Source organism: Burkholderia singularis, from assembly GCF_001718875.1.
Lineage (GTDB): Bacteria > Pseudomonadota > Gammaproteobacteria > Burkholderiales > Burkholderiaceae > Burkholderia > Burkholderia singularis.
On record NZ_CP013448.1, the window covers coordinates 127,571 to 154,046 of the forward strand.

Consider the following 26,476-nt stretch of genomic DNA (forward strand, 5'->3'; position numbering starts at 1 on the left):
GGCTCAACTGCCGTGCTTAACCGCCAGATTCAACCGCCCTGCCAGCGCGCCACGTCTTCGTCACTTACTCGCCGCTTCCGATCGCCTGCGCCACCGCCCGCACTCGGGCGCGATGCACCGCGTCCTTGATCTGCGCCGGCTGGCCCGCAAACTGCTGCGCGATCGCGCCCGCATCGACCGAGCGTGCCGCGACGAGCGCCTGCCGCAGCCGCTCGGCCTGGGGATAAGGCTGCGTGCCGAATCCGAGCCGCCCGCGCGCGTCGGCTTCGCTCGCTTGCAGCGCCTCGGCGAAACGCGCGGGCTTGCGCAGCGCATCGGCGCGCTCGAAAAGCCGCACCAGCGCCGCCGCGCCCATCTCCATCACACGATGCAAATTGCCGTGTTCGCGCGCGACGAGCAGCGCCAGATCGCGGCACTCGTTCGGCACCCGCAACCGTTCGCATAACGGCTTGATCAGCTCGACGCTGCGTGCTTCGTGCCCGATATGGCGCGGCAACACCTCGGCAGGCGTGGTCGCCTTGCCGAGATCGTGCGTGAGCGCAGCGAAGCGCACCGGCAACGTGTAGCGTTGCTTCGCCGCGTAATCGATCACCATCATCACATGCACGCCCGTATCGACTTCCGGATGGTAGTCGGCGCGCTGCGGCACGCCGAACAGCGCGTCGATCTCGGGCAGAATCCGCGCGAGCGCGCCACAGTCGCGCAGCACCGCGAACATCCGCGACGGCTCGTCCTCCATCAGCCCGCGCGCAAGCTCCTGCCAAACCCGCTCGGGCACGAGCGCATCGACCTCGCCCGCGGCAACCATCTCTCGCATCAGCGCCAAGGTCTGCGGCGCGACGGAAAAATCGGCAAAGCGCGCGGCAAAGCGCGCGACACGCAAAATCCGCACCGGGTCCTCGACGAACGCGTCGCCGACATGCCGAAACAGCTTCGCGCGCAAATCCGCCTGTCCGCCGAACGGATCGACGATCGGCCCGATCAGCGTGCCGTCCGGACTCACCGCGCGCGCCATCGCGTTGATCGTCAGGTCGCGCCGCGCGAGATCCTGCTCGAGCGTCACGTCGGGGGCGAAATAGAACTGGAAGCCGTGATAGCCCGCCGCCGTCTTGCGCTCGGTGCGTGCGAGCGCGTATTCCTCGTGCGTGCGCGGATGCAGGAACACCGGAAAATCCTTGCCGACCGGCCTGAAGCCCTGCGCGGCCATCTGCTCGGGCGTCGCGCCGACCACCACGTAATCCTGGTCGCGCACCGGCAGGCCGAGCAATGCATCGCGGATCGCGCCGCCAACCGCGTAGATATTCATCGCGACGGCCCGTAGACGTCGATCACGGTCGTCTCGCGGCGCGCGGCGTCGATCCACTCGCGCACGGCCGGCAGCTCGACGACGCTCGCCGCGTAATCCCGTGCTTGCGGCGACAGCGCCACCGCGAACGCGCGAAAGCGCAGCACGACGGGCGCATACATCGCGTCGGCAATCGAGAACGCACCGAACAGGAACGGACCGCCCGACGCGGCCACACATTCGCGCCAGATCGCATCGACGCGCGCGACGTCGTCGAGCGCGGCCGGCGACAGCTCGCGCGCCGGCGGCGTGCCGCGAATATCGAGCGGCATCTCGCCGCGCAGCGCGGCAAAACCGGCGTGCATCTCGGCCGATACGCAGCGCGCCCGCGCCCGTGCGGCCGGATCGCGCGGCCAGAGCGCGTGCTGCGCGAAACGCTCCGCGAGCGTCTCGGCGATCGCGAGCGAATCCCATACCGGCACGCCGTCGTCGCCGACCAGGCACGGCATCTTGCCGGACGGCGAATACGCGCGAATCCGCGCCGCCGTATCGTCGCGGCGCAACTCGATCGACACCTCGTCGAACGGGATGCCAAAGTGCCGCATCAGCACCCACGGGCGCATCGACCACGACGAGTAATTCTTGTCTCCGACGACGAGTTTCATCCGATTCCTTTCCTTTTTCCTGCTCTGCCACACGCAGATCGAACGATCTGCGCAGCCGGCGGTCGGCCCGCCGAAGTTCCGCTCCGTCGCACGCGCCAACCGTCAGCGTCGCGCGCGCCAGCCGGCGAAGCGCGAATAGAGCGCCGTGTCGCCAATATACGCCGGCGCAACGCTCTCGACGCTCGCGGGCGCAATCCCCAGCTCCGGCGCGAGCGGCCCCGTCATCACGCTGGGCACCGACAGCGACGCGAGATTGTCGCGGGTGAGCAGCGGCTCGCCCGGCAATAGTTCGAATACGCGTGCCTGCATCCGCGCGAGCGCGGCGGGCAGCCTGACGATCCGCGCGCTGCGCCCGGCGAGCACGCCCGCATAGCGGACCAGCGCCTCGAGCCGGTACGTGCGCGGGCCGCCGAGTTCGTAGGTTTTGCCGCGCGTCGCATCGCGCGCGCACGCGTTTGCGAGCGCCTGCGCGACGTCGCCGACATAGACCGGCTGTATCAACGCATCCGGCATCGCGAGCGGCAACACCGGCAGCATGCGCTGCATCCGCGCGAACAGCGTAAGAAACGCATCGCCGGGGCCGAATACCACCGACGGCCGGAACACCGTCACATCGAGCGCGCCCATCGCGGCCCGCGCATGGAGCGCGGCTTCGCCGTCACCTTTGGAGCGCAGGTACATGCTTGGCGCGTGCGGATCGGCACCGAGCGCGCTCACGTGAATCACGCGCGGCACGCGCGCGTCGATGCACGCGGCGGCAAGCGACGCGGGCAGCGCCACATGCAGCCGCGCGAAGCGCTCGCCATACGGTGAGCCCCGTGCGCCATGCAGCACGCCGACGAGATTGACGGCCACCTGAGCGCCCGCGACGAAGCGGGCCAGTTCGCGCTCGTCGAACGCATCAAGCTCGACGATCTCGACAGGCAACATCGCAAGGTGACGCGCATGCTCGCGGCGGCGCGCGGCGATCCGCACGCGCGCGCCCGCGCCGACGAGCGTATTGACGAGCCGGCTGCCGATGAAGCCGGTGCCGCCGATGACGGCGATGGTCTGGCGCTGCATGATCTTGGCCCATCCATATTCCGCCGCGCAGCCAAGCGGCGAACAGCGGCGGCGGCGCATACGCGTCGACAGGCGCGGTGCGCCAACCCACCGGCCGCATCTTGGCGGCGGCCGGCGGGTGGCGCGCCGGCCTGCCCGGCCGCGCCGGGATACGCCGCATTCCAATGCACGCCGACGCGCTTGCGGCATGCGCGCGGCGCTCGTTACGGCTCGTTACGATTACGGCGCGATGAAACCGAGGCGCGCCTTCAACGACTGCGGCTTCTTCTCGAACAGCGCCGCATAAAACGTTTCGTTCGACAACACGTTCTTCACGTAGTCGCGCGTCTCGTTGAACGGAATCGTCTCCGCGAAAATCGCGCCCTCGACCGGCCGCGCGAGCGCCTGACGCCATTGGCTCGGCCGCCCCGGCCCCGCGTTGTAGCCGGCCGTGGCGAGCACCGCCGAATTGTCGAACTTCTGGTAGATGTCGGACAAATACCAGGTGCCAAGCTGCACGTTCGTATCGATGTCATGCATCTGCCCGCGCGACAACGGGCCCAACCCGAGCTTCCTCGCGACGAGTTGCGCGGTCGCCGGCATCAGTTGCATCAGGCCGCCCGCGCCCGCCGACGAACGCGCATTCGTAATGAAGCGCGATTCCTGGCGGATCAGCCCATACGCCCACTCGACGTCGAGCCCGTTTTGCTGCGCGTAGCGCTCGACGATATCGCGATATGGCGACGGGTAGCGCAACGTGAAATCGTGCTCCGACGTCGTGCGATCCGCCGTGTTGACGGTGCGATCGAGCAAATCGATGCGCTTGCCGTACTCGGCTGCCGCGAGCAACTGCCTGTCGGTCATCCCGCGCAGCGGCCAATTCCACTCGCGATTGCCTTCGAGCCGCAGATTGAGCGCATAGAAACGCTGCGCGAGCGCGAAACCCGGCACCTTGCGCATTGCGTCGATCTCCGCGTCCGATACCCGGGTGCGCGGCGGAATCACGGTCTTCTGCCCCAGTTCCTCACCGGCAAGCTGACCGTAGAAATTGAACTGCCCGGCGATCCGCTCGAATTCCTGGTTCGCCTTCAGCGTGTCGCCGCTTGCCTTCAGCGCGCGCGCGCGCCAGTAGATCCACGTCGTATCGTCACGCAGCGACGCGGGCATCTGTTCGATCGACCAGCGCACCATCGGCCAATCGCCCGCCAGCAACGCCGCGCGCGCGCGCCATTCGTAGGCGGCATTCGACAGCCGCGCATTCATCGATTGCCGATACCACACCACCGCCTGCGGCATGCGTTTGAGCGCCGCCTGAAAGCCGATCTCGCCCCAGCCGGCCGCCTGCTCGGCCGCGGACAGCGACGGCGCGAGCGACGTCAGTTGCCCCGCCGCGGCATCCGGATCGTTGCGCGCCATCCGCGTGATCGCGATGAGCGCGAGCTGCCGCGACGTCGCATCCGCGCCGATGCCGCGCGCGAGAAACAGCGGCGGCGCGCTCGTCGCCTGCTCGAAGCCCACCGGGCGCTCGCCGAGCATGTCGGCGATCTTACCGCCCGTGGTCGTGTAATTCTGCTCGTAAGCGAAACGCACCTGCGCCCATACGTCGTCGCTCGAGAACTGCTTGTTCGCGGCGAGCGCGCCGATCAGGTCGACGCACGCATCGCCGTAGACCTTCGGATCGACGAGCAGATCGCGTGCCATATCGGCGACGTTCTCGCCGCGCGCCGCGCGCGATTCGAGCGCGTAGCACTTGACCTGCGTGTCGTCGTCGAGCACGAAGCGTTTGTACTGCTCGTCGAAATTGCGCCAGTCGTGGCGCGCGCCGAGCACGAGCAGGTAATCGTTGCGCATCCGGTCGGCGATCGCCTGGCCGTCGTAGCGCGACAGGAACGACAGCACCGGCGCGTCGGGCGCGTCGATCCGCGCGCGGCCGGTCGAATCGAACAATTGCGGCTTGATCTGGAAATATTCGAGATAAGACGGCGCCGGATAATTCGGAATCAGCGCGGCGAGCTGCGCGGCGCGCCCCGCATCGTTCTTGCGCGCGGCCTCGCGAAGCTGAACGAAGATTTGATCGTCGTAAGACGATGGGTCGTCGGCGGTCTGCGCGACACAGGTGGCCGTCCCCACGGCCAGCACGGCGGCGGCAAGAAGCGTTGCCGCCGCGCGATATACTCGGTGAAAACTGGTTGACATCGTTGTGAACGGAGCACGGAAGTGAGCGAAAGCATAGCACGCGCCCCGGCGTCGAATCCGAAGCAAACGCTGCGCGAAACGCTGGCCCGGCGCCGCCTCGACGCGCATCGCGCGCCGCACGCGCACGGCGCGCTCGCACAACGCGTGCTCGCGGCGCTCGATGCGTGCGCGCCGCGCTCGGTCGGCTTCTATTGGCCGCTGCCGGGCGAATTCGACGCGCGCGACACGATCGCCGCATGGCTGGCGGGCAATGCCCGCCGGCAAGCCGCGCTGCCCGTCATCGAAACGCCGCGTGCGCCGCTCGCATTCCATCTATGGACGCCCGACGCGCCGATGCGCGAGGGCCGCCACCGGATTCCCGAGCCGGCGTCGGGCGCGCCGGTCGTGCCCGATCTGCTGCTGATTCCGTGCGTGGGTTTCGACGACGCCTGCTTCCGGCTGGGCTACGGCGGCGGCTATTACGACCGCACGCTCGCCGCATGGCCGGGTGGCGGGCGGCCCGTGACGATCGGCATCGCATACGACGCATGTGGCGTGCCCGAACTGCCGCGCGACGCGCACGACCTGCCGCTCGACTGGATCGTCACCGAGACGCGGACCTGCCGGGCGATGCCTGGCTGACGCATCGGCATGGCCGGGCTTGGCGGGCGCATATTGCCGTCGTGCTTTGCCGTCGTGCTTTGTCGTCATACTTTCTTTCGCGTTCTGCCCCCAGGCTTTGCGTCCGCGCTTTATCGCCGGGCATTGCCACTGCGCTTTGCTGCCGTGCTTTGCCTCCGCGCTTTGTTCTCGCGCTTTATCACCGCGCTTTACCGCCGCACTTTACCGCCGTGCGCCGCAGCCGCGCGATGCGCCCGTACCGCGATTACCGCATCGCGCACGCGGCCGGCGCGCTTCAGGCCGGCCCGGCGTCCAGTTCGGCCAACAGCGCGCTCAAATAACAGCTATGCAAGAAACGGCACTCGCGCCGCAGCATGCCGTACAGGACGAAGTTCGTGCCGTCCCCCGCGCCCTCGCGCATCACGCCCTCGCGCACGAAGCCGAGATGCTCGCCCAGACGCTGCGCGCCGTCGTTGTCCGCGCGCACGAGCCCAGTCACCCGGTTGCATCCGAGCACCTGAAACGGGTACATGAACGCGGCGCAGACAAACGCGCGCGTAATCAAATGGCGCGATCCCCGGCACGCGAAATGCATCAGCGCGTTCGGCCCGTTGTGCCCTTGGTAGAGCACGCCCGCGACGATGTCCCCGTCGTTCTCGAGCCCGATCGTCGCGCAATAGTCATAGCGACGCTCACCCGTCATACTGGCGACGAAGTGCATCACTTCGTCGCTACGCTCGAACAACAGCCTGCTCATCATCGAACCGATGCGGCCGGACTCAGCTCGGCAACGCTATGCCGAACTGCCGCAGCGTCGGATTCACGTTATCGGCGAAGGCCGCCTGCCGCTGATGCTTGCGGATCAATTCCACGATCCACAGCACGCCCAGCACGATATCCGGGATGACCAGCACGGCGTCGAGCACCCACCCGGCGGGCCCGGTGCCGGCCAAGGCGCCCATCGTAGCCGTGAGCGCACCCATCGCACCGCGAACGCCCGCACGCATGGTCAGGCCCAGCACGCGCGACGCCGCGCGTTCGGCAATTTCCTTGCCCGCGGCGCCGGTTAGTTTGTACAGTTGCTCGGCAGCGGTCTTCGCCTCCTGGATCGCGCCCCGGGCGTCTTTGACTTTATCCGTGACGTTCTTGACCGCGGCCGCCGCATCGCGCAGAGAAGGCCGGCCGGCCAGCTCCGCCACCGAACCCGCCGCCACGCCGCCGGCATTGCCGCCAGCCTGCTCGAACATCGCGCTCAGGCTCTGCATCTGCGGCGGCGCGGTTTTCCGCAGATACGCGGCCGCCGCGGGATCGTTCGCAAGCGCCGCGATCGCCCGCTGCAATTCGGCCACCGTGATGCGGACGTCGCGCAAGCCATCCGCGCCGCCGGCCACGACATCGACCAGCGTCTCCATCAACTTGATCATCACGGCCGCTTTTTGCCGAGCGGCATAGTTCTGCGGCCGGGCGAGCACGTCCGGGCCGAGCGACTGAATATCGGTATCGGCGGTAATGTTGCGCACGCTCGCCCGCCATAGAAAATCCTGCTCGGCCGCCTCGTCGGACGGTGCATCTTTCAGCACGAAATTCGACACATTATTGGCCGTGAGATCGTCGCTGCGCGGTTTGGTCGCCTTGTCGTCGCCGCTTCGATCGATCGCATCGAACGCGCCCTTGCTGGACCAGGCCTTCGCCGCCGCCTTGAGCGACGCGCTGAAGCCTTCGTTGTCCTGCAATGCGCCGATTTGCTGCCGGCTCGTCAATCCGCCGCCGTTCTTGCCGCCGGCGTAGTTGTTGTCCTTGCCGTTCGACCGGTGTCCCGCCGACTCGCCTGCGATAGGCAAGTAGGCCTGAAGCAGCGCGGCAGCGCGCGCGATGTTCAGCGCGTCGCGCGTCGCGTCCGGATGCTTTGCCTGGTATTCCTTGATGTTCTTGTCGGCAAGGGCGAGGTTGGTTCGGGCGTCCTTCAGAAAATCGCCGAGTCTTCCGCGATCGATGCCGCCATCCGGTTTGAGCGCGCGTTTATTCTGCAGCGCGGTCCTCAGCGACGGATTGTCATAGACGAAATTCAGCGCCGCGCTGATCTGCCCGGCCGTCGGCCGTTGTCCGGAAGCGCTCGGCTCGCCTGCCAGAAATTGCATCGCGGCAATCGGCCGCTCGAGCGGCATGCGTTGATCGTCGGCCGCCAAATCGGACCATTGCGCGAGATCGGCCGCGTCGCTTTGCGCGCTGTAGGCATCGAGCAGCGCATACGAACCGTCGCTCGCCGCCTGGGCATTCCTGTCGGCTGGCTGATCGGCACGCGCCGTATTCAATCGCCGCGACGCGGACGCTGTCGTGGTGCTGAAGCGGCGGCGCGCCGGCACACGCAGGCTTTCATTGAGCAGCGCGTCGATGGCGAACGCCGTCGCGGCGCCTTGTCGAAGCTTGTCCGCGTGCGTGCGGCCGCTTGCCGCGGCCGTCGAATCGGTTGCCGGGAGGGGAAAAGATAGGCTGACCATGGCGTGCGAACTCCTTCAGGAAGACACGGCATGGCTTGACCGCTCCATCCGACAAGCCGGGGTTCAACACGGGCTTGTGCTTTCACTTTAAACACCGCCGGCTGTGCCGGACCACAGGCGCCCGAAACCGCATCCAGCGTTGCGAAACGGGTCCGTGCGGTGCGCCGCCGAGCATCGAAATCCGCGCGCGCCGCAGCTTGGCGCGCCTCGCGCGCGGCGACGGCGGCCTGTGCGCCGCGCCCGGCTCCATGCTGCGCGTCCGCCGGGGTTTGCCGGCGCGTTTTGCGCGTGGCGTCTCGATCGATGTTTCGACCCGTCTTTCGCCTTCGCCTTCGCCTTCGCCTTCGCCTTCGCCTTCGCCTTCGCCTTCGCCTTCGCCTTCGCCTTCGCCTTCGCCTTCGCCTTCGCCTTCGCCTTCGCCTTCGCCTTCGCCTTCGCCTTCGCCTTCGCCTTCGCCTTCGCCTTCGCCTTCGCCTTCGCCTTCGCCTTCGCCTTCGCCTTCGCCTTCGCCTTCGCCTTCGCCTTCGCCTTCGCCTTCGCCTTCGCCTTCGCCTTCGCCTTCGCCTTCGCCTTCGCCCCTCGCCCGTCTCCAACGGCCCCGCGACACGCCGGCGCGCGGCGCGCGCGTGCGCCGCGTCGCGCGCCGGCGAAATGCCCGCCATGCACGGCGACGCCTGCCGCCCGAACGGACGGGAGAGCGTGTTATAAACATGCCCTCGAACGAGGTTCGACAAGCGTGCGCCCGGCGCCGGAAATTCGCATGGGCACGTGCGCCGTACAATTCCGTGCCGGAATCCTCCGGTCGCCTTCGGCGGCAAGCCGTCAACATTTTGTTGGTAATCTATTCGTGACACGGCCCAATGCCGCCAGCCTCCCATCGATGATCACTCCACGCATCTACCCGCTCGGCGATACCGCCATCGTCTGCGAGACGCCGCCTCCCGCGACGCTGGAATGCCAGCGCCGCGTCTGGGCGGTCGCGCACGCGGCGGCGGGCTGGCAGCACGTTGTCGACGTCGTACCCGGCATGAATAATCTGACCATCGTGTTCGATCCGCTCGCGACCACCGCCGACGCGCTTACACCGCTAATGAAAGCCGCGTGGCGCGACGCCGACGGCATTGCCGAGAGCAGCCGCGAAATCGAGATTCCGGTCGACTACGGCGGCGAATTCGGCCCCGACCTCGGCGCGGTCGCCAAACACACCGGGCTTGCCGCCGACGAAATCGTGCGGCGTCATGCGGGCGGCAGCTATATCGTGTTCTTCCTCGGCTTCCAACCGGGCTTCGCCTACATGGGCGGCCTCGAAAGCGCGCTGCATACGCCGCGACGCGCGATGCCGCGCGTCGAAGTGCCGGCCGGCTCGGTGGGCATCGGCGGCGAGCAGACCGGCATCTATCCGGCCGCGGCGCCCGGCGGCTGGCAACTGATCGGCCGCACGCCGCTCACGCTGTTCGACCCGGCGCGCACGCCGCCCACGCTGCTGCAACCGGGCGATCGCGTGCGCTTCACCGTTGCGGGAGTACATACCGGATGACATCGAGCCACGCCACGGGCGGCATTGAAGTGTTGCGCGCCGGGCCGCTTTCGAGCGTCCAGGATCTCGGACGCCACGGCTACCGCCATCTCGGCGTCGCGCAGAGCGGCGCGCTCGACACGCTCGCGCTCGAAGTCGGCAATCGCCTCGTCGGCAACCGGCCCGAGGCCGCGGCGATCGAAATCACGCTCGGGCCCGCGTCGTTTCGCTTCCCGCGCGCCACGCGCATTGCGATCACCGGCACCGAATTCGGCGCGACGCTCGACGGCAAGCCGGTCTATTCATGGTGGAGCGTGCCCGTCGCGGCCGGGCAAACGCTCACGCTGCCTGCCGCGAAGCGCGGGATGCGCGGCTATCTGTGCGTGATGGGCGGCATCGACGTGCTGCCGATGCTCGGTTCGCGCAGCACCGATCTGGCATCGCATTTCGGCGGACTTGGCGGACGCGTGTTACGCGACGGCGACCGGCTGCCAACCGGCGCGCCGCCGCCGGACGCGCCCGGGTGCGTCGCGCCCGGCGCGCCCGAATTCGGCCTGAAAGCGCCCGCCTGGTGTTCGTTCGCGCGCGTCGACACGGCACGCCGCCACAAACACACGCATGCGTCGTGGGCGATGCCCGTGCGCGTGCTGCCCGGCCCGCAGTACACGAGCTTCACGCCGGCCGCACAGCAGGCGTTCTGGGACGACGAATGGATCGTCACGCCGAGCAGCAACCGGATGGGTTACCGGCTCGCGGGCACGGCGCTTGCGCGTGACGGGCGCGACGATCTGCTGTCGCACGCGGTGCTGCCCGGCACGATCCAGGTGCCCGGCAACGGCCAGCCGATCGTGCTGATGAACGATGCGCAAACGACGGGCGGCTATCCGCGGATCGGCTCGGTGATCCGCGCGGATCTGTGGAAACTCGCGCAGGCGCGGCTGAACCTGCCGATCCGCTTTGTCCGCGTGACGGCAGACGCAGCGCGCGCGGCGCTCGACGCCGAGCGCGCGTATTTGCGCCAAATCGATGTCGCCATCGAAATGCGCGACGAGGCGCGCGAGCGCGCGCTTGCCGCACGCGGCGCAGCCGCTTGATGAGCCGGCGGCGAGAACGCACGCGCGCCGGCGCCGAACCTGGGAATGCGAACGCCATGCATATCGATTTGAACGCCGACCTCGGCGAAGGCTGCGGCTCCGACGAGGCACTCCTCGATCTCGTCACGTCGGCGAACATCGCATGCGGCTGGCACGCGGGCAGCGCGCAAGCGATGCGTGATTGCGTGCGCTGGGCGCTCGACAAGGGCGTCGCGATCGGCGCGCATCCGAGCTTTCACGATCCCGAGAACTTCGGCCGCACGGAAATGAACCTGCCCGCGTGCGAAATCTACGCGGGCGTGCTCTATCAGCTGGGCGCGCTGTCGGCGATCGCGCTGGCCGAAGGCGGGCGTCTCGCGCACGTGAAGCCGCATGGCGCGCTGTACAACCAGGCCGCGCGCGATCCGGCGATCGCCGACGCGGTTATCTCGGCAGTCCGCGATTTCGATCCGTCGCTCGCGGTGTTCGGGCTCGCGAAAAGCGGCTTCATTGCCGCCGCGCGACGCGCGGGGCTCGCCGCCATCGAGGAGGTATTCGCCGATCGCGGCTACCGCGCCGACGGCTCGCTCGTGCCGCGCACCGAACCCGGCGCGCTCGTCGACGACGAAGCCGAGATGCTCGCCCGCACGTTGGAGATGATTCGCGGACGGCGCGTGCGTGCGGTGACGGGCGAATGGGTGCCGCTCGACGCGCAAACGGTCTGCCTGCACGGCGACGGGCCGCACGCGCTCGCATTCGCGCGCCGGATCCGTACAGCGCTCAACGCGGCCGGCATCGGCGTGCAAGCGCCCGGCGCGGCGTAGACGCAACCGCCTTTCGCGCGCGCCCACGTCCGCACGCTCGAGCGCGCTGATTGGCGCCTCCGCGATGCGCGCGCCCGCCTTTGGCCCGAGCGCGAGTTAGCGCGTCGCACGCCGCATGTGGCCGCGCTGGGAAATCCCGCGCGACTTTGCCACAATACCCGTCGAGACGAGGATCTCGACGGGCTTGCACACCGCGCGTACCCACGCCGATGAAGCGCACGCTCCGGCATCCAATCCCGGTCCCCGGCTTCCCACCGTCGCGCAAAGACGGTGCTCGACCACCCATGTCAGGAGGATATGCCCATGTCGGACACCGTCAGCCTATGGCCGCTCGTCGGCGTCGCCGTGATCGTCGCCGGTTTCGCGCTGCGCTTCAATCCGATGCTGATCGTCGCGCTCGCCGCGATCGCGACGGCCGCGAGCGCACACTTCCCCCCCGCGCGGATCCTCGCCGCAATCGGCGCTGGCTTTCTGAAAACCCGCAACATCCCGCTCATCATTCTGCTGCCGCTCGCCGTGATCGGGCTGCTCGAGCGGCACGGGCTGCGCGAGCGCGCGCAAACCTGGATCGCGGAGATTCGCGCGGCCACCGCCGGACGTCTGCTCATCATCTATCTGATCGTGCGCGAGTTGAGCGCGGCCGTCGGCCTCACCGGCCTCGGCGGCCATCCGCAGATGGTGCGCCCGCTGATCGCGCCGATGGCCGAAGGCGCCGCCGAAAACCGCTTCGGCCCGCTGCCCGACGCGACCCGTCATCGGCTGCGCGCCTACGCGGCCGCGACCGACAACGTCGGCCTGTTTTTCGGCGAGGATATCTTCGTTGCATTCGGCGCTATCGTGCTGATGGTGACGTTCCTCAAGGAGGCCGGCGTGAGCGTCGAGCCGATGCACGTCGCGTTGTGGGGCATCCCGACCGCGCTCGCCGCACTCGCGATCCACGGCTTCAGGCTCTGGCGCCTCGACCGGCAACTCGAACGCGAACTGGGCGGCCTCGCCGCCGCTCGACACGCAGACGGGCCGCCCGCGGCCGATGGCGCGCAGCACGCGGGTCAAACCGGGCGCGGCACGCCCGCAGCGGACGCGAAAGCCACCCCCCGCCGGGCGGATCACGCATGACGCTCACCATCCATGCGCTCTACTGGCTCGCCGGCGCGGTGCTGCTCGCGGTCAGCGCGACGATCATCGCCGATCGCTCGCATCCGCGCCGTTTCACGGCGGGCGGCTTCTGGCTGCTGTATGCGCTCGTCTTCGTCGCCGGCGACCGGCTGCCCGTCGAATGGGTCGGCGCGATCGCCATCGTGATGGCCCTGATTGCCGGCTGCGGCGGCGTGACGGCGGGTAAAGCCCGGCTGCCGTCCGACAGCGAACGCCGCGCCAGCGCGGCGCGCATCGGCAACCGGTTGTTCGTGCCGGCGCTCGCCATCCCGTTCGTCACCGTGGCGATCACGCTTGCGGCGAGCCATCTGCACATCGGCGGCGCACCGCTCGTCGAGCCGAAAAACGTCACGCTGATCGGTTTCGGGATCGGCTGCGTGATCGCGCTCGGTATCGCGTGCCGAATCACGCGCGGCACCGTCGGCCAGTCGCTGCACGAGGCGCGGCGCCTCGTCGACGCGCTGTCGTGGGCGGCCGTGCTGCCGCAGATGCTCGGCATGCTCGGGCTCGTCTTCGCAGAGGCGGGCGTGGGCCGCGCGGTCACGCATCTGACGATCGCCTACGTGAATCTCGACTACCGGCTCGTCGCGGTTGCCGTCTACTGCATCGGCATGGCGCTGTTCACGATGGTGATGGGCAACGGCTTTGCCGCGTTTCCGGTGATGACGGGCGGAATCGGCGTGCCGATTCTCGTCGGCGGATTCCACGGCGATCCGGCCGTCATGGCCGCGATCGGCATGTTCAGCGGCTACTGCGGCACGTTGATGACGCCGATGGCGGCCAACTTCAACATGGTGCCTGCCGCGCTGCTCGAGCTGCCGGACAAGAACGGCGTGATCCGCGTGCAAATTCCGACCGCGCTGGCGTTGCTCGCGACGAATATCGTGTTGCTGAATGCGTTGATGTTTCGATGAGCGAAGGCGCGTGCTACGCGCGAAGCGCGCGCTCATGATGTTGCGATGGGCTCGGGGGCCCCATCGTCCGAATCGCCTGCCGCAACCGGCCGGAGGATCGGCGCGAACCGGCGCGAACCGGTTTCCTTTCACGGCATGGACCACGCCGCGGGCAGCAGCCGGCGGTACGCACCGGCGCACCGTTGAGCGCGCTGCCGCCCCTCAGCCCGCGTCCACCCGATACCCCTGCGCCCTCAGCAGTTCGAGCACGCCTTTCGGCCCGCCCAGATGCAGCGCGCCGATCGCGACGAACAGCGGCCTGTTCGGCCCGGCGATCGCCGTCATCCTCGCAACGAAGCGGCGGTTGCGCTCGTAGACGATCTTGTTGTCGATCGACTCGGCAATCGGCTTCGCGCGCGCGAGCCGCTCGGTCTTCGCCACCGCCCACGCCGCGATCGCGTCTGCATCGCCGATGCGCCAGAGGCGATGCAGGGCACGCACGTCATCGGCATTTTGCGCGGGCGTCTGCACGAGATCCTGCGCCAGCATCTCGCGCTGCTGCGCGAGCGTGAGTCCGGTGAACGCGCGCATCTGCTCGGCAAGCGTCTCGAGCCCGACGACCTTGCCGCCCTTCTTGCGCAAAAAGATATTCTGCAGCTGCGCCTCGGTGCCGTATTCGGTTTGCAGCCCCGCGGACAGCGAATCGTAGGTTTCGACGACGAGCGCCGCCAGCCACGGCCGCATGTTGCGAATGCCGGCAAGCGCGGCCGCATTGCCGCGCAGCCGGCCCGCGAGCCGCTGCCATAGCGGCGCAGGCAGCAGCCTCGGCAGGCACGCGTAATTGCAGATACCGTACTTCGACACGTCGTCCTGCGATTCGAGCAGATCGTCCGGCGACAATTCGAGCGCCAGCGTGGGCGACGCAGCGAGCGCCGCCAGAATCGGCTGACGAAACGGCTGCGTGCTCGGATAGTCGGCCGGATCGCCGACATGCAGCGTGCCGAGCAGATAGAGCGTGACCTTGCCCTTCGTCGCGACATAGAACGGCATCCGCGCGGGCTGCGTGCGCACCGAGCCGCTTGCGACGGTGCCGTTCGACGACACAGGCGGCGGCACGTGAAACCCTGGCAACGGCAAGCCCGGCGATAGAATCGTCGATTGCGGCACGGGCGCTGTCGCGGCCGCGGCCGCCGCGCGCGCATCGCCGGGCGGCCACGCGATGCCGCCCGTCACGCATGCGCCGACGAGCGCGGCGCCCACGAGCGCCCGCGCGCGCCAGCATCGAATCGGCAAACCGGCGGGCGGCGTTGCACGCCGGCCCATCCGGCGCGGACGGCGCACGGCACTGCGCGCCGCAACCGCTTCAGGCATGCACGTCCCCCACCTCCTCGGCGCGGTGGCACGCAACGAGCCGGCCGTCGACGTCGCGCAGCTTCGGCTCGTCGGCGCGGCAGCGCTCGACCGCATACGGGCAACGCTGATGAAACGCGCAGCCCGACGGCGGATTGAGCGGCGACGGCAATTCGCCTTGCAGCTTGATCTGGATCTTGCGATCCGCCTCGAAGATCGCGGGCGTCGCCGACATCAGCGCGCGCGTGTACGGATGGCGCGGCCGCGCATAGATCGTCTTCTTGTCGCCAAGCTCGGCGACGCTGCCGAAGTACATCACCATCACGTCGTCGGCAATATGCTCGACGACCGCGAGGTTGTGCGAGATGAACACGTAGCTCGTCTTGAACTGATCCTGCAGATCCATGAAGAGATTCAGGATCTGCGCCTGGATCGATACGTCGAGCGCGGACACCGGCTCGTCGGCGACGACGATCTGCGGCTCGAGGATCATCGCGCGCGCAATCGCGACGCGCTGGCGCTGGCCGCCCGAAAACATGTGCGGATAGCGCTTCGCGTGCTCGGGCCGCAGGCCGACCGTGCGCATGATCTGCGCGACCCGTTGCGTGCGCTCGGCCACGGTGAGCCGGGTATTGATCGCAAGCGGCTCGGCAAGCGTCTGCTCGACGGTCTTGCGCGGGTTCAGCGACGCGAACGGATTCTGGAACACCATCTGCACACGGCGGCGCAGCTCGGCGATCGTCGCCGGGCTCGCGCCCGCCACATCGCAGCCGTCGATCGACAGATGGCCGGAACTCGGCGGCTCGATCATCGTGAGCTGCCGCGCAAGCGTGGATTTACCGCAGCCCGATTCGCCGACGACCGCAAGCGTCTTGCCGCGCGCGAGCGTGAACGACACGCCGTTCAGCGCCTTCACGGTGCCTTGCCCGAACATCCCTTTTTTGACTGTGTAGTGCTTCGCGAGCCGATCGGCGATAAGCACGACGTCGTCGCGCACGGCAGGCTCGCGCGCGTCGAGAATGGCGTTCATTGCGCGCCTCCTTCAGTGTGGGCCGCCCGCAGATTCAGCGGCCGGATGCAGCGCGCGCGCATCGCGGCGCCGGGCGCCAGCTCGGCGAGCGCCGGATGCGCTTTCGCGCAATCGTCGACAGCGTACTTGCAGCGCGGCGCGAACAAGCAGCCGCTTGGCCGGTCGTCGCGGCCCGGCACCATGCCGGCGAGCGCGGCCAGCCGCTTCGCCCCCGCGTTGTGCTCGGGAATGGCCGCGAGCAACGCTTCGGTGTACGGATGATGCGGATGCGCGAAGATATCCGGCACGCGGTTCGTCTCGATGATCTCGCCCGCGTACATCACCGCGACGCGCTGCGCGACTTCCGACACCACCGCGAGATCGTGCGAAATCAGCACGAGCGCCATGCCACGCTCCTTCTGCAGCGTGACGAGCAGATCCATGATCTGCGCCTGGATCGTCACGTCGAGCGCGGTTGTCGGCTCGTCTGCGATCAGCAGCTTCGGATTGCACGCGACCGCCATCGCGATCATCACGCGCTGATTCATGCCGCCCGACATCTGGTGCGGAAATGTATCGATGCGGTTCTTCGCATCGGGAATCCCGACTTGGTCGAGCAGTTCGAGCGCGCGCCTGTTCAGCGCATCGCCGCGCAGGCTCTCGTGCAGCTTCAGCACTTCCCTGATCTGATAGCCGACCGTATAGCTCGGGTTCAGGCTCGTCAGCGCATCCTGGAACACCATCGCAACGTCCTTGCCGATGATCTTGCGGCGCGCCTTCGGGCTCGCGTTCAGCAGATCGATGCCGTCGAACGTGACCTCGTCGGCGCTGACAATGCCGGGCGCATCGATGAGGCCCATCAGCGCCATCATCGTCACGCTCTTGCCCGAGCCCGATTCGCCGACGACGCCAACCACCTCGCCGCGCGCGATCGACAAATCGACACCGGCCACGGCCGGCAGCCCGTTGAAATTCACCGCCAGATTGCGGATCGTCAATAGATTGCTCATATCAATGCTCGCCGGCGGCTACCAAAATGCTGACCGCCCGTTCGCCGCGCGGCGAACGACGAAAACGTGGAAATCGTTTCATTCAGGCCATCCGTTTGAGTTTGGGGTCGAGCGCATCGCGCAGCCCGTCGCCGAGCAGATTGATCGCCAGCACCGAAATCAGGATCGACAGGCCGGGCATCGTGACGATCCACCACGCGTTGTCGATATAGTCGCGCGCGGACGCGAGCATCGCGCCCCATTCGGCCGTCGGCGGCTGAACGCCGAGGCCGAGAAAGCCGAGCGCGGCCGCGTCGAGAATCGCCGACGAGAAGCCGAGCGTCGCCTGCACGATCAGCGGCGCCGTGCAGTTCGGCAGCACCTGCGAGAACATCAGCCGCAGCGTGCCCGCCCCCGCGACGCGCGATGCCGTCACATACTCCTTCTGCAGCTCGCCCAGCGCCGATGCGCGCGTGAGGCGCACGTATGCGGGCAGCGCGACGATCGCGATCGCAAACATCGTATTGGTAAGCCCCGGCCCGATGATCGCGACGACCGCCACCGCGAGCAGCAGCGACGGCAGCGCGAGCAGCACGTCCATCACGCGCATCACGGGCGTATCGGCCCATTTCTGGAAAAACGCGGCGACGAGGCCAAGCACGATGCCCGGAATCAGCGCGAGCACGACCGACACGAAGCCGATCCAGAACGACATCCGCGCGCCGTACATCAGCCGCGACAGAATATCGCGGCCGGCTTCGTCGGTGCCGAGCACGAATTGCCAGTTGCCGCCCGCAAGCCATGCGGGCGGAATCTTCACGTAGTCGCGGTATTGCTCGATCGGGCTGTGCGGTGCGATCAGCGGCGCGAACAGCGCGACGACAATGAGCACGAGCACGATGACGCCCGCGCCGACCGCGCCGCGATTGCGCGAGAAGTTCGCCCAGAATTCGCGCAGCGCGAGCGCGCGAGCGCCGGCTGCGGCCGCCTGCGGCGGCATCGCGTTTTGAATATCGCTCATTACGCCTCCCGCGATGCCGCGCATGCGCGGCCGAGTGCCGCCGCCGCAGCCGGCGGCTGGGGCAACGAACGGATACGAGTAGGAAAATGCATGTCGATTACCTCGTATGGCGAATGCGCGGATTGAGCACGCCGTACAGCAAATCGACAGCCAGGTTCACGACGATCACGAGCGTCGCGATCATCAAAATCCCGCCTTGCACGACCGGGTAATCGCGCCGGCCGATCGCGTCGATCAGCCATTTGCCAACGCCCGGCCACGAGAACAACGTCTCGGTCAGCACCGCACCCGCGAGCAGCGTGCCGATCTGCAAGCCGATCACGGTGACGACCGGAATCAGCGCGTTGCGCAGCGCGTGCACGACGACGACGCGCGCGGGCGACAAGCCCTTCGCGCGCGCGGTGCGGATGTAATCCTCGCGCAGCACCTCGAGCATCGACGAGCGGGTCATCCGCGCGATCACCGCGAGCGGAATCGTGCCAAGCACGATCGCGGGCAGGATCAGATGGCTCACCGCCGACGCGAACGCGCCTTCCTCGCCGGAAATCAGCGTGTCGATCAGCATGAAGCCTGTCGCATGAGGAATCTCGTACTCGACTGCGATGCGCCCCGACACGGGCGTCCAGCCGAGATACGCGGAAAACACCATGATGAGAATCAAGCCCCACCAGAAGATCGGCATCGAATAGCCGGCAAGCGCGGTGCCCATCACGCCGTGATCGACGAGCGTGCCGCGCCTGAGCGCCGCGAACACGCCGGCGGGCAGCCCGACGGCGAGCGCGAAGACAAGTGCGCAGATCGACAGCTCGACGGTGGCGGGAAAGCGCGCCAGAAATTCGCTCATCACGCTGGTGTTGGTGATGATCGACGTGCCGAGATCGCCCTTGAGCGCACGGCCGACGTAATGCAGGTACTGGATGGGCAGCGGCTCGTCGAGCCCGAGGCGATGCATTGCCTGCGCGTGCATCGCGGGATCGACGCCGCGCTCGCCCATCATCACTTCGATGGGGTCGCCCGGTATCAGGTGAATCAGCGCGAACGCGAGCACCGTAATGCCGACGAAAGTCGGAATCACCATGCCCACGCGGCGCAGAACGAATCGGAACATGACGCTTCTCGATATTTTCTTGTGGGAAATGTGCGACCGGCGACGAGAGGCTCATGGCCCCTCGTCGCCGGTCATTATCGTGCATCGGCCTGCCGGCGGCGCGTTTTAGCCGTTATTTCACGCTCACGCCGTCAAAGCGCGCATAGCCGAGCGGGTCGATGCGCATATCGACGACGTTCTTGCGCACCGGCTGATAGACGGTCGAGTTCGCGATCGACGTAAAAGGCACCTGCTGCGCGAAGATCTGCTGCGCCTGCGTGTAGATCTTCGTTCGAGCGTCTTGCCCCGACGTCACGCGGCCCTTTTGCACCAGCTCGTCGAACGGCTTGTAGCACCAGCGCGAGAAGTTGTTGCCCTTGATCGCGTCGCAGCCGAGCAGCGTGCCGAGCCAGTTGTCCGGATCGCCGTTGTCGCCCGTCCAGCCGATCAGCATCGTGTCCTGCTCGCCCGCGTGCGCGCGCTTGATGTATTCGCCCCATTCGTAGGTGACGATCTTCGCCTGCACGCCGATCTTCGCCCAGTCGGCCTGGATCATCTCGCCCATCAGCTTGCCGTTCGGGTTGTACGGGCGCTGCACGGGCATTGCCCACAGCGTGATCGAAAAACCGTTCGGGAAGCCCGCCTTCGCGAGCAGCGCCTTCGCCTTCGCCGGATCGTAGGCGGCGGTCTTCAAATTCTTGTCATACGACCACTGCGTGGGCGGCATCGGCGCCGATGCGGCCTGACCCGCGCCTTGATAGACCGACTCGAGAATCGCCTTCTTGTTGATCGCCATGTCGAGCGCCTCGCGCACTTCGAGCTTGTCGAGCGGCTTGTGCTCGACGTTGTAGGCGAGATAGCCGAGATTGAAGCCCGCCTGCGACGGCATGTCGATGTTCGGATCGCTCTTGAGCGTGGCGATGTCGGCCGGGCGCGGATAGCTCATCACCTGGCATTCGTTGCGCTTGAGCTTCTGCACGCGCACGCCGGGGTCCGGCGTAATCGAGAAGATCAGCTTCGAGATCTTCACCGCGCCCTTCTTCCAATAGTCAGGATTGCCATCGAAACGGATCGTCGCGTCCTTCGTGTAGCTGCGGAAGATGAACGGGCCCGTGCCGACCGGCTTCTGGTTGATGTCGGCGGCCTTGCCGGCCTTGAGCAACTGGTCCGCATATTCAGCCGACAAAATCGACGCGAACTCCATCGCCATGTTCTGGATGAACGGCGCGTTCGGCTCCTTCAGCGTGAAGCGCACCGTGTACGGATCGACCTTGTCGATCTTCGCGATCAGCTTGTCGAGCCCCATGTCGGTGAAGTACGGGAACGACACCGGGTACGCCTTCGCGAACGGCTGGCTCGAATCGAGCATGCGCTCGAACGTGAACACCACGTCGTCCGCATTGAATTCGCGCGTCGGCTTGAAGAACTCGGTCGTGTGGAACTTCACGCCGTGGCGCAGATGGAACGTATAAACCTTGCCGTCGGCGGAGATATCCCATTTCTCGGCGAGACCGGGCTCGACCTTGGTGCCGCCGCGCTCGAACTCGACGAGGCGGTTGTAGATCGGGAACGTCGCCGCGGTGAAATCGACGCCGGTGGTGAATTGCGCGGAATCGAAGCCCGCCGGGCTGCCTTCTGAGCAGTAGACGAGCGTTTTGTTCGGGATCTGCGCGAATGCAGAGCCCGCGATGCCGAGCGATGCCGCTGCGACGCCCGCCGTGGCGGTAACACGCAGGGCGCGCAGCAGTCGTTTATGTTCCATTATTTCCTCCAGTCTCCAGTTCGGGGCCGGCTGGGCCGGCGTAGCCGGATATTACTTGAGCTTTCGTAACAGCAACAAGCTGGAGAAAAATACCGGTGCGGCGGCGAAACGCCCTCGCCGCATCGCCCGGCGCGCCGGGCGGCGCCCCGGCGCATGCGTGCTACCCATCCTGATCGGCGCGTTTGGCGGGCACGCACGCGATTGCGACGAACGATAACGCAAGCCCCGTCATCACATAATAAGTGGGCGCAAGCGGCGTACCCGTCGCCTTGATGAGCCATGTGACGATGAACTGCCCGAAGCCGCCGAACAGCATCACGGCGACGTTATACGCGATCGACAACCCGGTCGAGCGGGCATTGGCCGGAAACAACTCGGCGATCATCGCGCCGAACGGCCCGTAATAGCCCGCCAGCGTGATGGACAGAATCGCCTGAACGAGTACGAGCCGCGCAATGCTCGGCTGCGAGTCGAGCCAGACGAAAAGCGGATAGATCAGCACGAGCGTGAGCCCGAGCGCCCACAACGACAAGCCCTTGCGCCCGATCCGATCGGACCACGCGCCCGCGAGCGGCGAGAGCACCGTCAACAGCAGGTTGCCGGCGATCACCGCATAGAAAGACTGCGCGTATGGCAGCTTCAGTTGCTTCACCGCAAACGTCGGCAGATAGCTGATCAGCACGTAGATCGTCACCGTGAGCGCGATCACCGAGCCAAGCCCGCACGCGAGCGCGCGCCCGTGGCGCATGAACACTTCGCGCAGCGTCACGCGCGGCGCGCGATCGCGCGCGTGCACGAACGCCTCCGAATCGACCAGATGCCGGCGCAGATAAAACCCGATCGGCCCGATCAGCAGCCCGAGCAGAAACGGCACGCGCCAGCCCCATGCGTGCAGCGCATCGGCCGACAGCCCGCGCGTCACCGCCGCGCCGGCGAGCGCGCCGACGAGCAGCGCCGCAGCCTGGCTCGACATTTGCCAGCCGCCGTAGAAGCCGCGCTGCGACAGCGGCGCCGCCTCGATCAGCAACGCGGTCGCGCTGCCGAATTCGCCTCCGGCGGAAAATCCTTGCAACAGACGCCCAAGCACGATCAGCAACGGCCCGCCGACGCCGATCGCTGCATAAGTCGGCGCGAACGCGAGCAGGAAGATACCCGCCGTCATCAGCAGGATCACGAGCGACAGCGCCGCCTTGCGCCCCGCGCGATCCGCGTAGAGCCCGAGCACGATGCCGCCGATCGGCCGCATGAAGAACGCGACGCCGAACGTCGCGGTCGTGAGCAGCAACGCCGAATATTCGTTCGACGTCGGAAAGAACAGCTCGGCGATCACGACCGCCATGAAGCTGAACACGGTGAAGTCGTACCATTCGAGCGCGTTGCCGATCACGGCCGCCGCCACCGCACGCCGGTTCAACACGCGCCCTGCCGATTTCGTCGAAGCCGCAACCGTTGCCATTCCGCCCCTCGTTGTCGTCGTGCGCCGGACCAACGCGCGCCTGCGATGCGTGCCGCCGTCAGCGAGTGTAGAAAGCGGCGGAACCGATTTCAAGCGATAAAAAAACGCCCGGTGTCGACGGACACAACGGGCGTTTGCACGGCCGAGAGGCGCCGCTGCGGGGTTGCCGCGCGCCGCGCTACGCGATTTCGTCAGGCCATCTTGGTAAACGCGCTGCACCAGCCCTTCGCCGAGACCTGCTTGCCGGGAAACGCGCCGCACGGCCCTGACGCCGAGCCTTTCTTGCCCTGATACAGCATGCAGCCCGAGCATGTCTCGCCGGCTGCGTATTTCGGGTACTTCGCCTTGTCGACCTTGGTCGCATCGGACTTGTAGCCGAGTGCGCCGGCGGTCGGATCGGTTTCGGCCAGCATCGGCAGATCGGCGGCGAACGCTTCGCGCGTCAACGCGAGTGCCGACAGCGCGCCGACACTCGTCATCAGGAAAACCCTGCGAGACGTCTTCATGGGAATTCGCTCCAACTATATATATATTGTGGGGATGTCGCTTCCGGAGGCTGCTCACGCCAATCACGGGCTGCGCGCCCGCCGCCTCGACGTTTCAAAGCCGCGGCAACGCGCGCGGCGGCCCTCTATGCGGCCAGACGCGCTCGCCTGCCCGCTCGGGTTTAGCGTGAACGGACCCTCGTCAGCACAAGTAAGCATACGCTTCATGCGCGTGGCTGTGGCGCGAGTGATGCCGGAGATAAAGGATTCGCCAACAGCCGGCGCCCACGCGCCGCACCGGCCGCGCGCGCCGCGCTCAAGCGCGCGCGATCATCTCGCCGACGCGCTGCGCGATCGCGAGCGACGCCGTCAGCCCCGGCGATTCGATGCCGAACAGGTTCACGAGCCCGCGCACGCCATGCTGCGCAGCGCCCTGGATCACGAAATCGGCGGCCGGCTCGCCGGGCCCCGCCACCTTCGAGCGCACGCCCGCGTATGCCGGTTGCAGCGCGCCGTCGGGCAGGCCGGGCCAGTAAGTGCGGATTGCCGCGTAGAACGCGTCGGCGCGGCGCGGATCGACGTCGTAGCGCAACGTATCGATCCATTCGACGTCGGGCCCGAAACGCGCGTGCCCCGCCAGGTCGAGCGTCAGGTGCACGCCGAGCCCGGCCCGGTCCGGCACCGGGTAGACGAGATGGTTGAACGGCGCGCGCCCCGACAGACTGAAATAATTGCCGCGCGCCAAATAAAGCGGCGGCACCCAGCGCGGATCGAGCCCGCCGATGCGCCGCGCGAGCGCTTGCGCGCCGAGCCCCGCGCTGTTGATCACACACGCGGCGTCGATCTCGGCGGGCGCGCTTGCGCCGACGCGCACCACGAAGCGCCCGCCCGCCGCGTCGACCGATTCGACCGGCGAGCGCAGCGCGCATACGGCGCCGCCGCGCTCGGCATCGCCCAGCAGCGCAAGCATCAGTTGATGGCTGTCGACGATGCCCGTGCCCGGCGAGAACAGCGCCTCGACGCATTCGAGCGCGGGCTCCAGCGCCTGCACTTCGTCGCGCGACAGCGTCAGCAGATCGAGCACGCCGTTTTCCTCGGCGCGCGCGGCAATCGCCTTCAACTGCTTGGCCTGTCCCGCCGATGTCGCGACGATCAGCTTTCCGCAACGCTTATGAGGAATGTTGTGGGTTTCGCAAAAATCGTACAGCAGATCGCGCCCATGCACGCACAGCGACGCCTTCAACGAACCGCGTGGATAGTAGATTCCCGCGTGTATGACTTCGCTGTTGCGCGCGCTCATTCCAGTGCCGATCGCATCGGCCGCCTCGACGATCAGCGTCTCGCGCCCGCGCGCGGCCAACTCGCGCGCGATCGCGAGACCCACCACCCCCGCGCCGATCACCACACAATCTATCCGCTCCATCGTCATTCGCGTCGCTCACGCGCTTGAAAGCAGGATTTTCGATTGTACGTCGCGCCCGCGATGGATGCGCGACGCGGGACGCGCGACGCGCCATACCGGGCGCCAGCGCAAGCACGACCGCCGGCGCGCGCTAAAACCCGATCGGCCGGCGCCGCCCCGCGCTTTCGTCGACGTCGATGTCGCACGGCGCGATGATGTCGCGCCCATCGAGCCGCGCCGCGCCGAACGCGTGCAGCAGCGTGCGGCGCATCGTGCGCGGCGGCATCGCGGCGAGCACGTCGAGCGCATCGTCGCCGAGCGTCTCGGGAAAACGCCGCCCCCACGCGTGCGCATTACGGATCTCCATGTAAATGGTCTGCGCGATCCGGCGCGCGCCTGCCGGATCGGGCGGCTCGATCTCGTAGACGTTCATCCGGTTCAGCAGCGGCTCGGGAATCGCATGCGCATCGTTCGCGGTCGCGATCCAGATCACGTTGCCCGCGTCGATCGGCACCTCGGCGAACTCGTCGACGAACGCGCGCGCGGTGTCGTGCTCGAGCAGCGCGTAAAGCGCGCCGAGCGGATCGTATTGCGCATCGCTGCCCGCCTTGTCGATTTCGTCGATCGCGATCACCGGGTTCGCATAGCAGCCGTTGACGAGCGCATCGAACACCTTGCCCGGTTTCGCGTTTTTCCACTGCGACGAAGCGCCCGACAAAACCCAGCCCGCCGTCAGCGAACTCATCGGCACGTAGTGGTAAGCGGTCCCGAGCATTTTCGCGAGCGCCTTCGCGAAATGCGTTTTGCCGATGCCCGGCGCGCCGAGCAGCAGAATCGGCATCAATTCGAGGCGGTCGTCGGTTTCCAAACAGAGCGCAACCTGCTTGCGCACGTCGTCGAGCGGTTCGGCGAAATTCGGCAGCGCCTCGGCAAGCGAATCGAACGCGGGCATCCGCGTCGGCTTCACGCAAAAGCGCAAATTCCCCGATTTCAGCATTTTCTCGTAGGTCGCGCGCAATGCGTCGCTCGCGCCTTCGTTCAAGTCGTTCAACGCCGTCTCGACGCGCTCCATATCGTAGACCGTGCTGAACGACGCCACCGCCAGTTCCTGTTTCACCATCGCCGTCGTCATTGCCCACCTCGTCTTGCTTACCGCCATGCGGCCCTTAACCCTTACGACTTCAGTGTATCCAGCCGAAGAACACACGCAAGCGAGCAGCCGCCCCGGGGTGCTGCTAACATGCAAGCGCCGCGCGGCACGCGTATCATCGTCAATTCACGCCGATATCGTGCCGCACATCCCGTCCGTGCGTTCGCGGTGCGTCCTTCGTTGGTTTGCCGCGCACGCGCGCTTGGAACGCCGCGCGGCGCACTCAATCCCGTTAAAGCTGCCGATCGCGGCGGCGCGGAAAAAAGATGAACCGCGCCCGAACCCGCACGGTCTGAAGTTGGTTCATTCGTTTAGACGCAAGATGCCTGCCTGCCTCGCCCTCGCCAGAAAATTGCTGCTCGACGCCGGCGCGGCGGCCGCGCTCGTCGGCGCGGCCGGCGGCGCGTATGCGCAGAGCGCTTCACAGCCGGATTCATCGCCCGCGTCTCAACCCGGCTCGCAGCCCGTCATCGATTGGGAGATTCAAGTCGTGCGCGACGGTCAAACGGTCGACACGTTCAAGCAGAAAACCACAGTCGGCCAAGCGCGCTCGGATACGCACCGCTTTGCCGCCGCGTCCGGCGGCGATTGCGGCACGGCGGGCACGGCAACGGACACGGCGCGCGCATGGGGAGCATCGGACGGGGCGGCGGCGCCGGGCGCATCCGTCGGCCTGTCGAATGCGGCGAGCGCCGATGCGGCATCCGCATCGGCGCCGGCCGCAACCGAGGACACATCGTCCGCCCGCCCCGCCGCCGTGCCTTCACGAACGATCACGGTCGCGCCGCTCTACGTCGAAAACGATGCGGTCTCGCTCGCGATCGACGTGCAGGAAACGTTCCCCGACAGCGACGCCGCGCGCACGGCGAGCAGCGCGCCGTGCTCCGCTTCGCCGCGACGCATCGTCGCGAGCCATCCGGGCCTGAACGCGCGCGCCGTCCAGTGGACCGACTGGACGCTCGCTGAGCGCGATCCGCGACTCGTCTACCGCGTGCGCGCCCGCGTCGTCGAGAATTGAC

23 protein-coding genes are annotated in these 26,476 nt (G+C 67.3%); 7 read left to right on the plus strand and 16 right to left on the minus strand.

All coding sequences use genetic code 11. The annotated features are described in order from the left end of the window. Window positions 1-64: 64 nt before the first annotated feature. The 4 genes from AQ611_RS00605 to AQ611_RS00620 form a co-directional block, all read right to left on the minus strand. Window positions 65-1,306, minus strand: coding sequence for a multifunctional CCA addition/repair protein (locus AQ611_RS00605; protein WP_069233468.1), 1,242 nt, complete (start codon window positions 1,304-1,306; stop codon window positions 65-67). Further along, entirely contained in the window at window positions 1,303-1,950 is a 648-nt protein-coding gene (locus AQ611_RS00610; RefSeq protein ID WP_069235071.1) for a glutathione S-transferase family protein, read from the minus strand. Before AQ611_RS00610 ends, AQ611_RS00605 begins: the two co-directional genes overlap by 4 nt. A gap of 102 nt (window positions 1,951-2,052) precedes the next feature. After that, window positions 2,053-3,012, minus strand: coding sequence for a complex I NDUFA9 subunit family protein (locus AQ611_RS00615; protein ID WP_069235072.1), 960 nt, complete (start codon window positions 3,010-3,012; stop codon window positions 2,053-2,055). A gap of 219 nt (window positions 3,013-3,231) precedes the next feature. Continuing rightward, window positions 3,232-5,187 carry a lytic transglycosylase domain-containing protein gene (locus tag AQ611_RS00620; RefSeq protein ID WP_069233469.1) on the minus strand — a complete coding sequence of 652 codons (1,956 nt, stop codon included), beginning with the start codon at window positions 5,185-5,187 and terminating at the stop codon, window positions 3,232-3,234. A gap of 21 nt (window positions 5,188-5,208) precedes the next feature. Here AQ611_RS00620 and AQ611_RS00625 point away from each other — a divergent pair, with 21 nt between their 5' ends. Then, window positions 5,209-5,808, plus strand: coding sequence for a 5-formyltetrahydrofolate cyclo-ligase (locus AQ611_RS00625; protein ID WP_059517372.1), 600 nt, complete (start codon window positions 5,209-5,211; stop codon window positions 5,806-5,808). A 274-nt stretch (window positions 5,809-6,082) separates the two neighbouring features. Here the strand turns inward: AQ611_RS00625 and AQ611_RS00630 are convergent, their stop codons facing one another. Both AQ611_RS00630 and AQ611_RS00635 read right to left on the minus strand, forming a co-directional pair. Beyond that, window positions 6,083-6,544 (minus strand): GNAT family N-acetyltransferase, encoded by a 462-nt coding sequence (locus AQ611_RS00630; RefSeq protein ID WP_069233470.1) that lies wholly within the window; start codon window positions 6,542-6,544, stop codon window positions 6,083-6,085. 22 nt (window positions 6,545-6,566) lie between these two features. After that, the gene (locus AQ611_RS00635) at window positions 6,567-8,285 is read right to left on the minus strand and encodes a type III effector HrpK domain-containing protein (protein WP_231935877.1); all 1,719 of its coding nucleotides are present in this window, start codon (window positions 8,283-8,285) and stop codon (window positions 6,567-6,569) included. A gap of 880 nt (window positions 8,286-9,165) precedes the next feature. Here AQ611_RS00635 and pxpB point away from each other — a divergent pair. The 5 genes from pxpB to AQ611_RS00665 all read left to right on the plus strand — a co-directional run bounded on the left by pxpB (window position 9,166) and on the right by AQ611_RS00665 (window position 13,767). Beyond that, window positions 9,166-9,822: a 5-oxoprolinase subunit PxpB gene (gene pxpB / locus AQ611_RS00645; RefSeq protein WP_069233472.1), complete on the plus strand. Its 657-nt coding sequence runs from the start codon at window positions 9,166-9,168 to the stop codon at window positions 9,820-9,822. Continuing rightward, window positions 9,819-10,895 carry a 5-oxoprolinase subunit C family protein gene (locus tag AQ611_RS00650; RefSeq protein ID WP_069233473.1) on the plus strand — a complete coding sequence of 359 codons (1,077 nt, stop codon included), beginning with the start codon at window positions 9,819-9,821 and terminating at the stop codon, window positions 10,893-10,895. Before pxpB ends, AQ611_RS00650 begins: the two co-directional genes overlap by 4 nt. 56 nt (window positions 10,896-10,951) lie before the next feature. Then, entirely contained in the window at window positions 10,952-11,698 is a 747-nt protein-coding gene (gene pxpA / locus AQ611_RS00655) for a 5-oxoprolinase subunit PxpA (RefSeq protein WP_069235074.1), read from the plus strand. Between the two features lie 303 nt (window positions 11,699-12,001). Next, the gene (locus AQ611_RS00660; protein ID WP_083237192.1) at window positions 12,002-12,814 is read left to right on the plus strand and encodes a DUF969 domain-containing protein; all 813 of its coding nucleotides are present in this window, start codon (window positions 12,002-12,004) and stop codon (window positions 12,812-12,814) included. Next, window positions 12,811-13,767: a DUF979 domain-containing protein gene (locus AQ611_RS00665; protein WP_069233474.1), complete on the plus strand. Its 957-nt coding sequence runs from the start codon at window positions 12,811-12,813 to the stop codon at window positions 13,765-13,767. The genes AQ611_RS00660 and AQ611_RS00665 overlap by 4 nt, the downstream gene beginning before the upstream one ends. A 201-nt stretch (window positions 13,768-13,968) precedes the next feature. On the opposite strand, the gene AQ611_RS00670 is transcribed toward AQ611_RS00665, so the two are convergent. The 10 genes from AQ611_RS00670 to AQ611_RS00715 all read right to left on the minus strand — a co-directional run bounded on the left by AQ611_RS00670 (window position 13,969) and on the right by AQ611_RS00715 (window position 25,439). After that, window positions 13,969-15,069, minus strand: coding sequence for a TraB/GumN family protein (locus tag AQ611_RS00670; protein WP_374755100.1), 1,101 nt, complete (start codon window positions 15,067-15,069; stop codon window positions 13,969-13,971). Between the two features lie 40 nt (window positions 15,070-15,109). Next, complete coding sequence (locus AQ611_RS00675; protein WP_059517360.1) at window positions 15,110-16,126, minus strand: peptide ABC transporter ATP-binding protein; 1,017 nt, start codon at window positions 16,124-16,126, stop codon at window positions 15,110-15,112. Further along, window positions 16,123-17,115 (minus strand): ABC transporter ATP-binding protein, encoded by a 993-nt coding sequence (locus AQ611_RS00680; RefSeq protein WP_069233476.1) that lies wholly within the window; start codon window positions 17,113-17,115, stop codon window positions 16,123-16,125. Before AQ611_RS00680 ends, AQ611_RS00675 begins: the two co-directional genes overlap by 4 nt. Window positions 17,116-17,197: 82 nt before the next feature. Beyond that, window positions 17,198-18,115, minus strand: a complete 918-nt coding sequence (locus tag AQ611_RS00685) for an ABC transporter permease subunit (RefSeq protein ID WP_059517356.1) — start codon at window positions 18,113-18,115, stop codon at window positions 17,198-17,200. Between the two features lie 97 nt (window positions 18,116-18,212). Then, a complete protein-coding gene (locus AQ611_RS00690; RefSeq protein ID WP_069233477.1) occupies window positions 18,213-19,223 on the minus strand; it encodes an ABC transporter permease subunit in 1,011 nt (336 codons plus the stop codon). 112 nt (window positions 19,224-19,335) lie between these two features. Further along, window positions 19,336-20,964 carry an ABC transporter substrate-binding protein gene (locus tag AQ611_RS00695; protein ID WP_059517352.1) on the minus strand — a complete coding sequence of 543 codons (1,629 nt, stop codon included), beginning with the start codon at window positions 20,962-20,964 and terminating at the stop codon, window positions 19,336-19,338. A 160-nt stretch (window positions 20,965-21,124) separates the two neighbouring features. After that, window positions 21,125-22,420: an MFS transporter gene (locus tag AQ611_RS00700; RefSeq protein ID WP_069233478.1), complete on the minus strand. Its 1,296-nt coding sequence runs from the start codon at window positions 22,418-22,420 to the stop codon at window positions 21,125-21,127. Between the two features lie 191 nt (window positions 22,421-22,611). Next, complete coding sequence (locus AQ611_RS00705; protein ID WP_059517348.1) at window positions 22,612-22,926, minus strand: high-potential iron-sulfur protein; 315 nt, start codon at window positions 22,924-22,926, stop codon at window positions 22,612-22,614. Window positions 22,927-23,221: 295 nt separating this feature from the next. Next, the gene (locus AQ611_RS00710) at window positions 23,222-24,334 is read right to left on the minus strand and encodes an NAD(P)/FAD-dependent oxidoreductase (protein ID WP_082711930.1); all 1,113 of its coding nucleotides are present in this window, start codon (window positions 24,332-24,334) and stop codon (window positions 23,222-23,224) included. A 124-nt stretch (window positions 24,335-24,458) separates the two neighbouring features. Then, the gene (locus tag AQ611_RS00715) at window positions 24,459-25,439 is read right to left on the minus strand and encodes an AAA family ATPase (RefSeq protein WP_069233479.1); all 981 of its coding nucleotides are present in this window, start codon (window positions 25,437-25,439) and stop codon (window positions 24,459-24,461) included. A gap of 340 nt (window positions 25,440-25,779) precedes the next feature. Between AQ611_RS00715 and AQ611_RS24295 the strand changes: the two genes are divergently transcribed. Further along, window positions 25,780-26,475, plus strand: a complete 696-nt coding sequence (locus AQ611_RS24295) for a hypothetical protein (protein WP_231935879.1) — start codon at window positions 25,780-25,782, stop codon at window positions 26,473-26,475. The last annotated feature ends 1 nt before the right edge of the window (window position 26,476 follow it).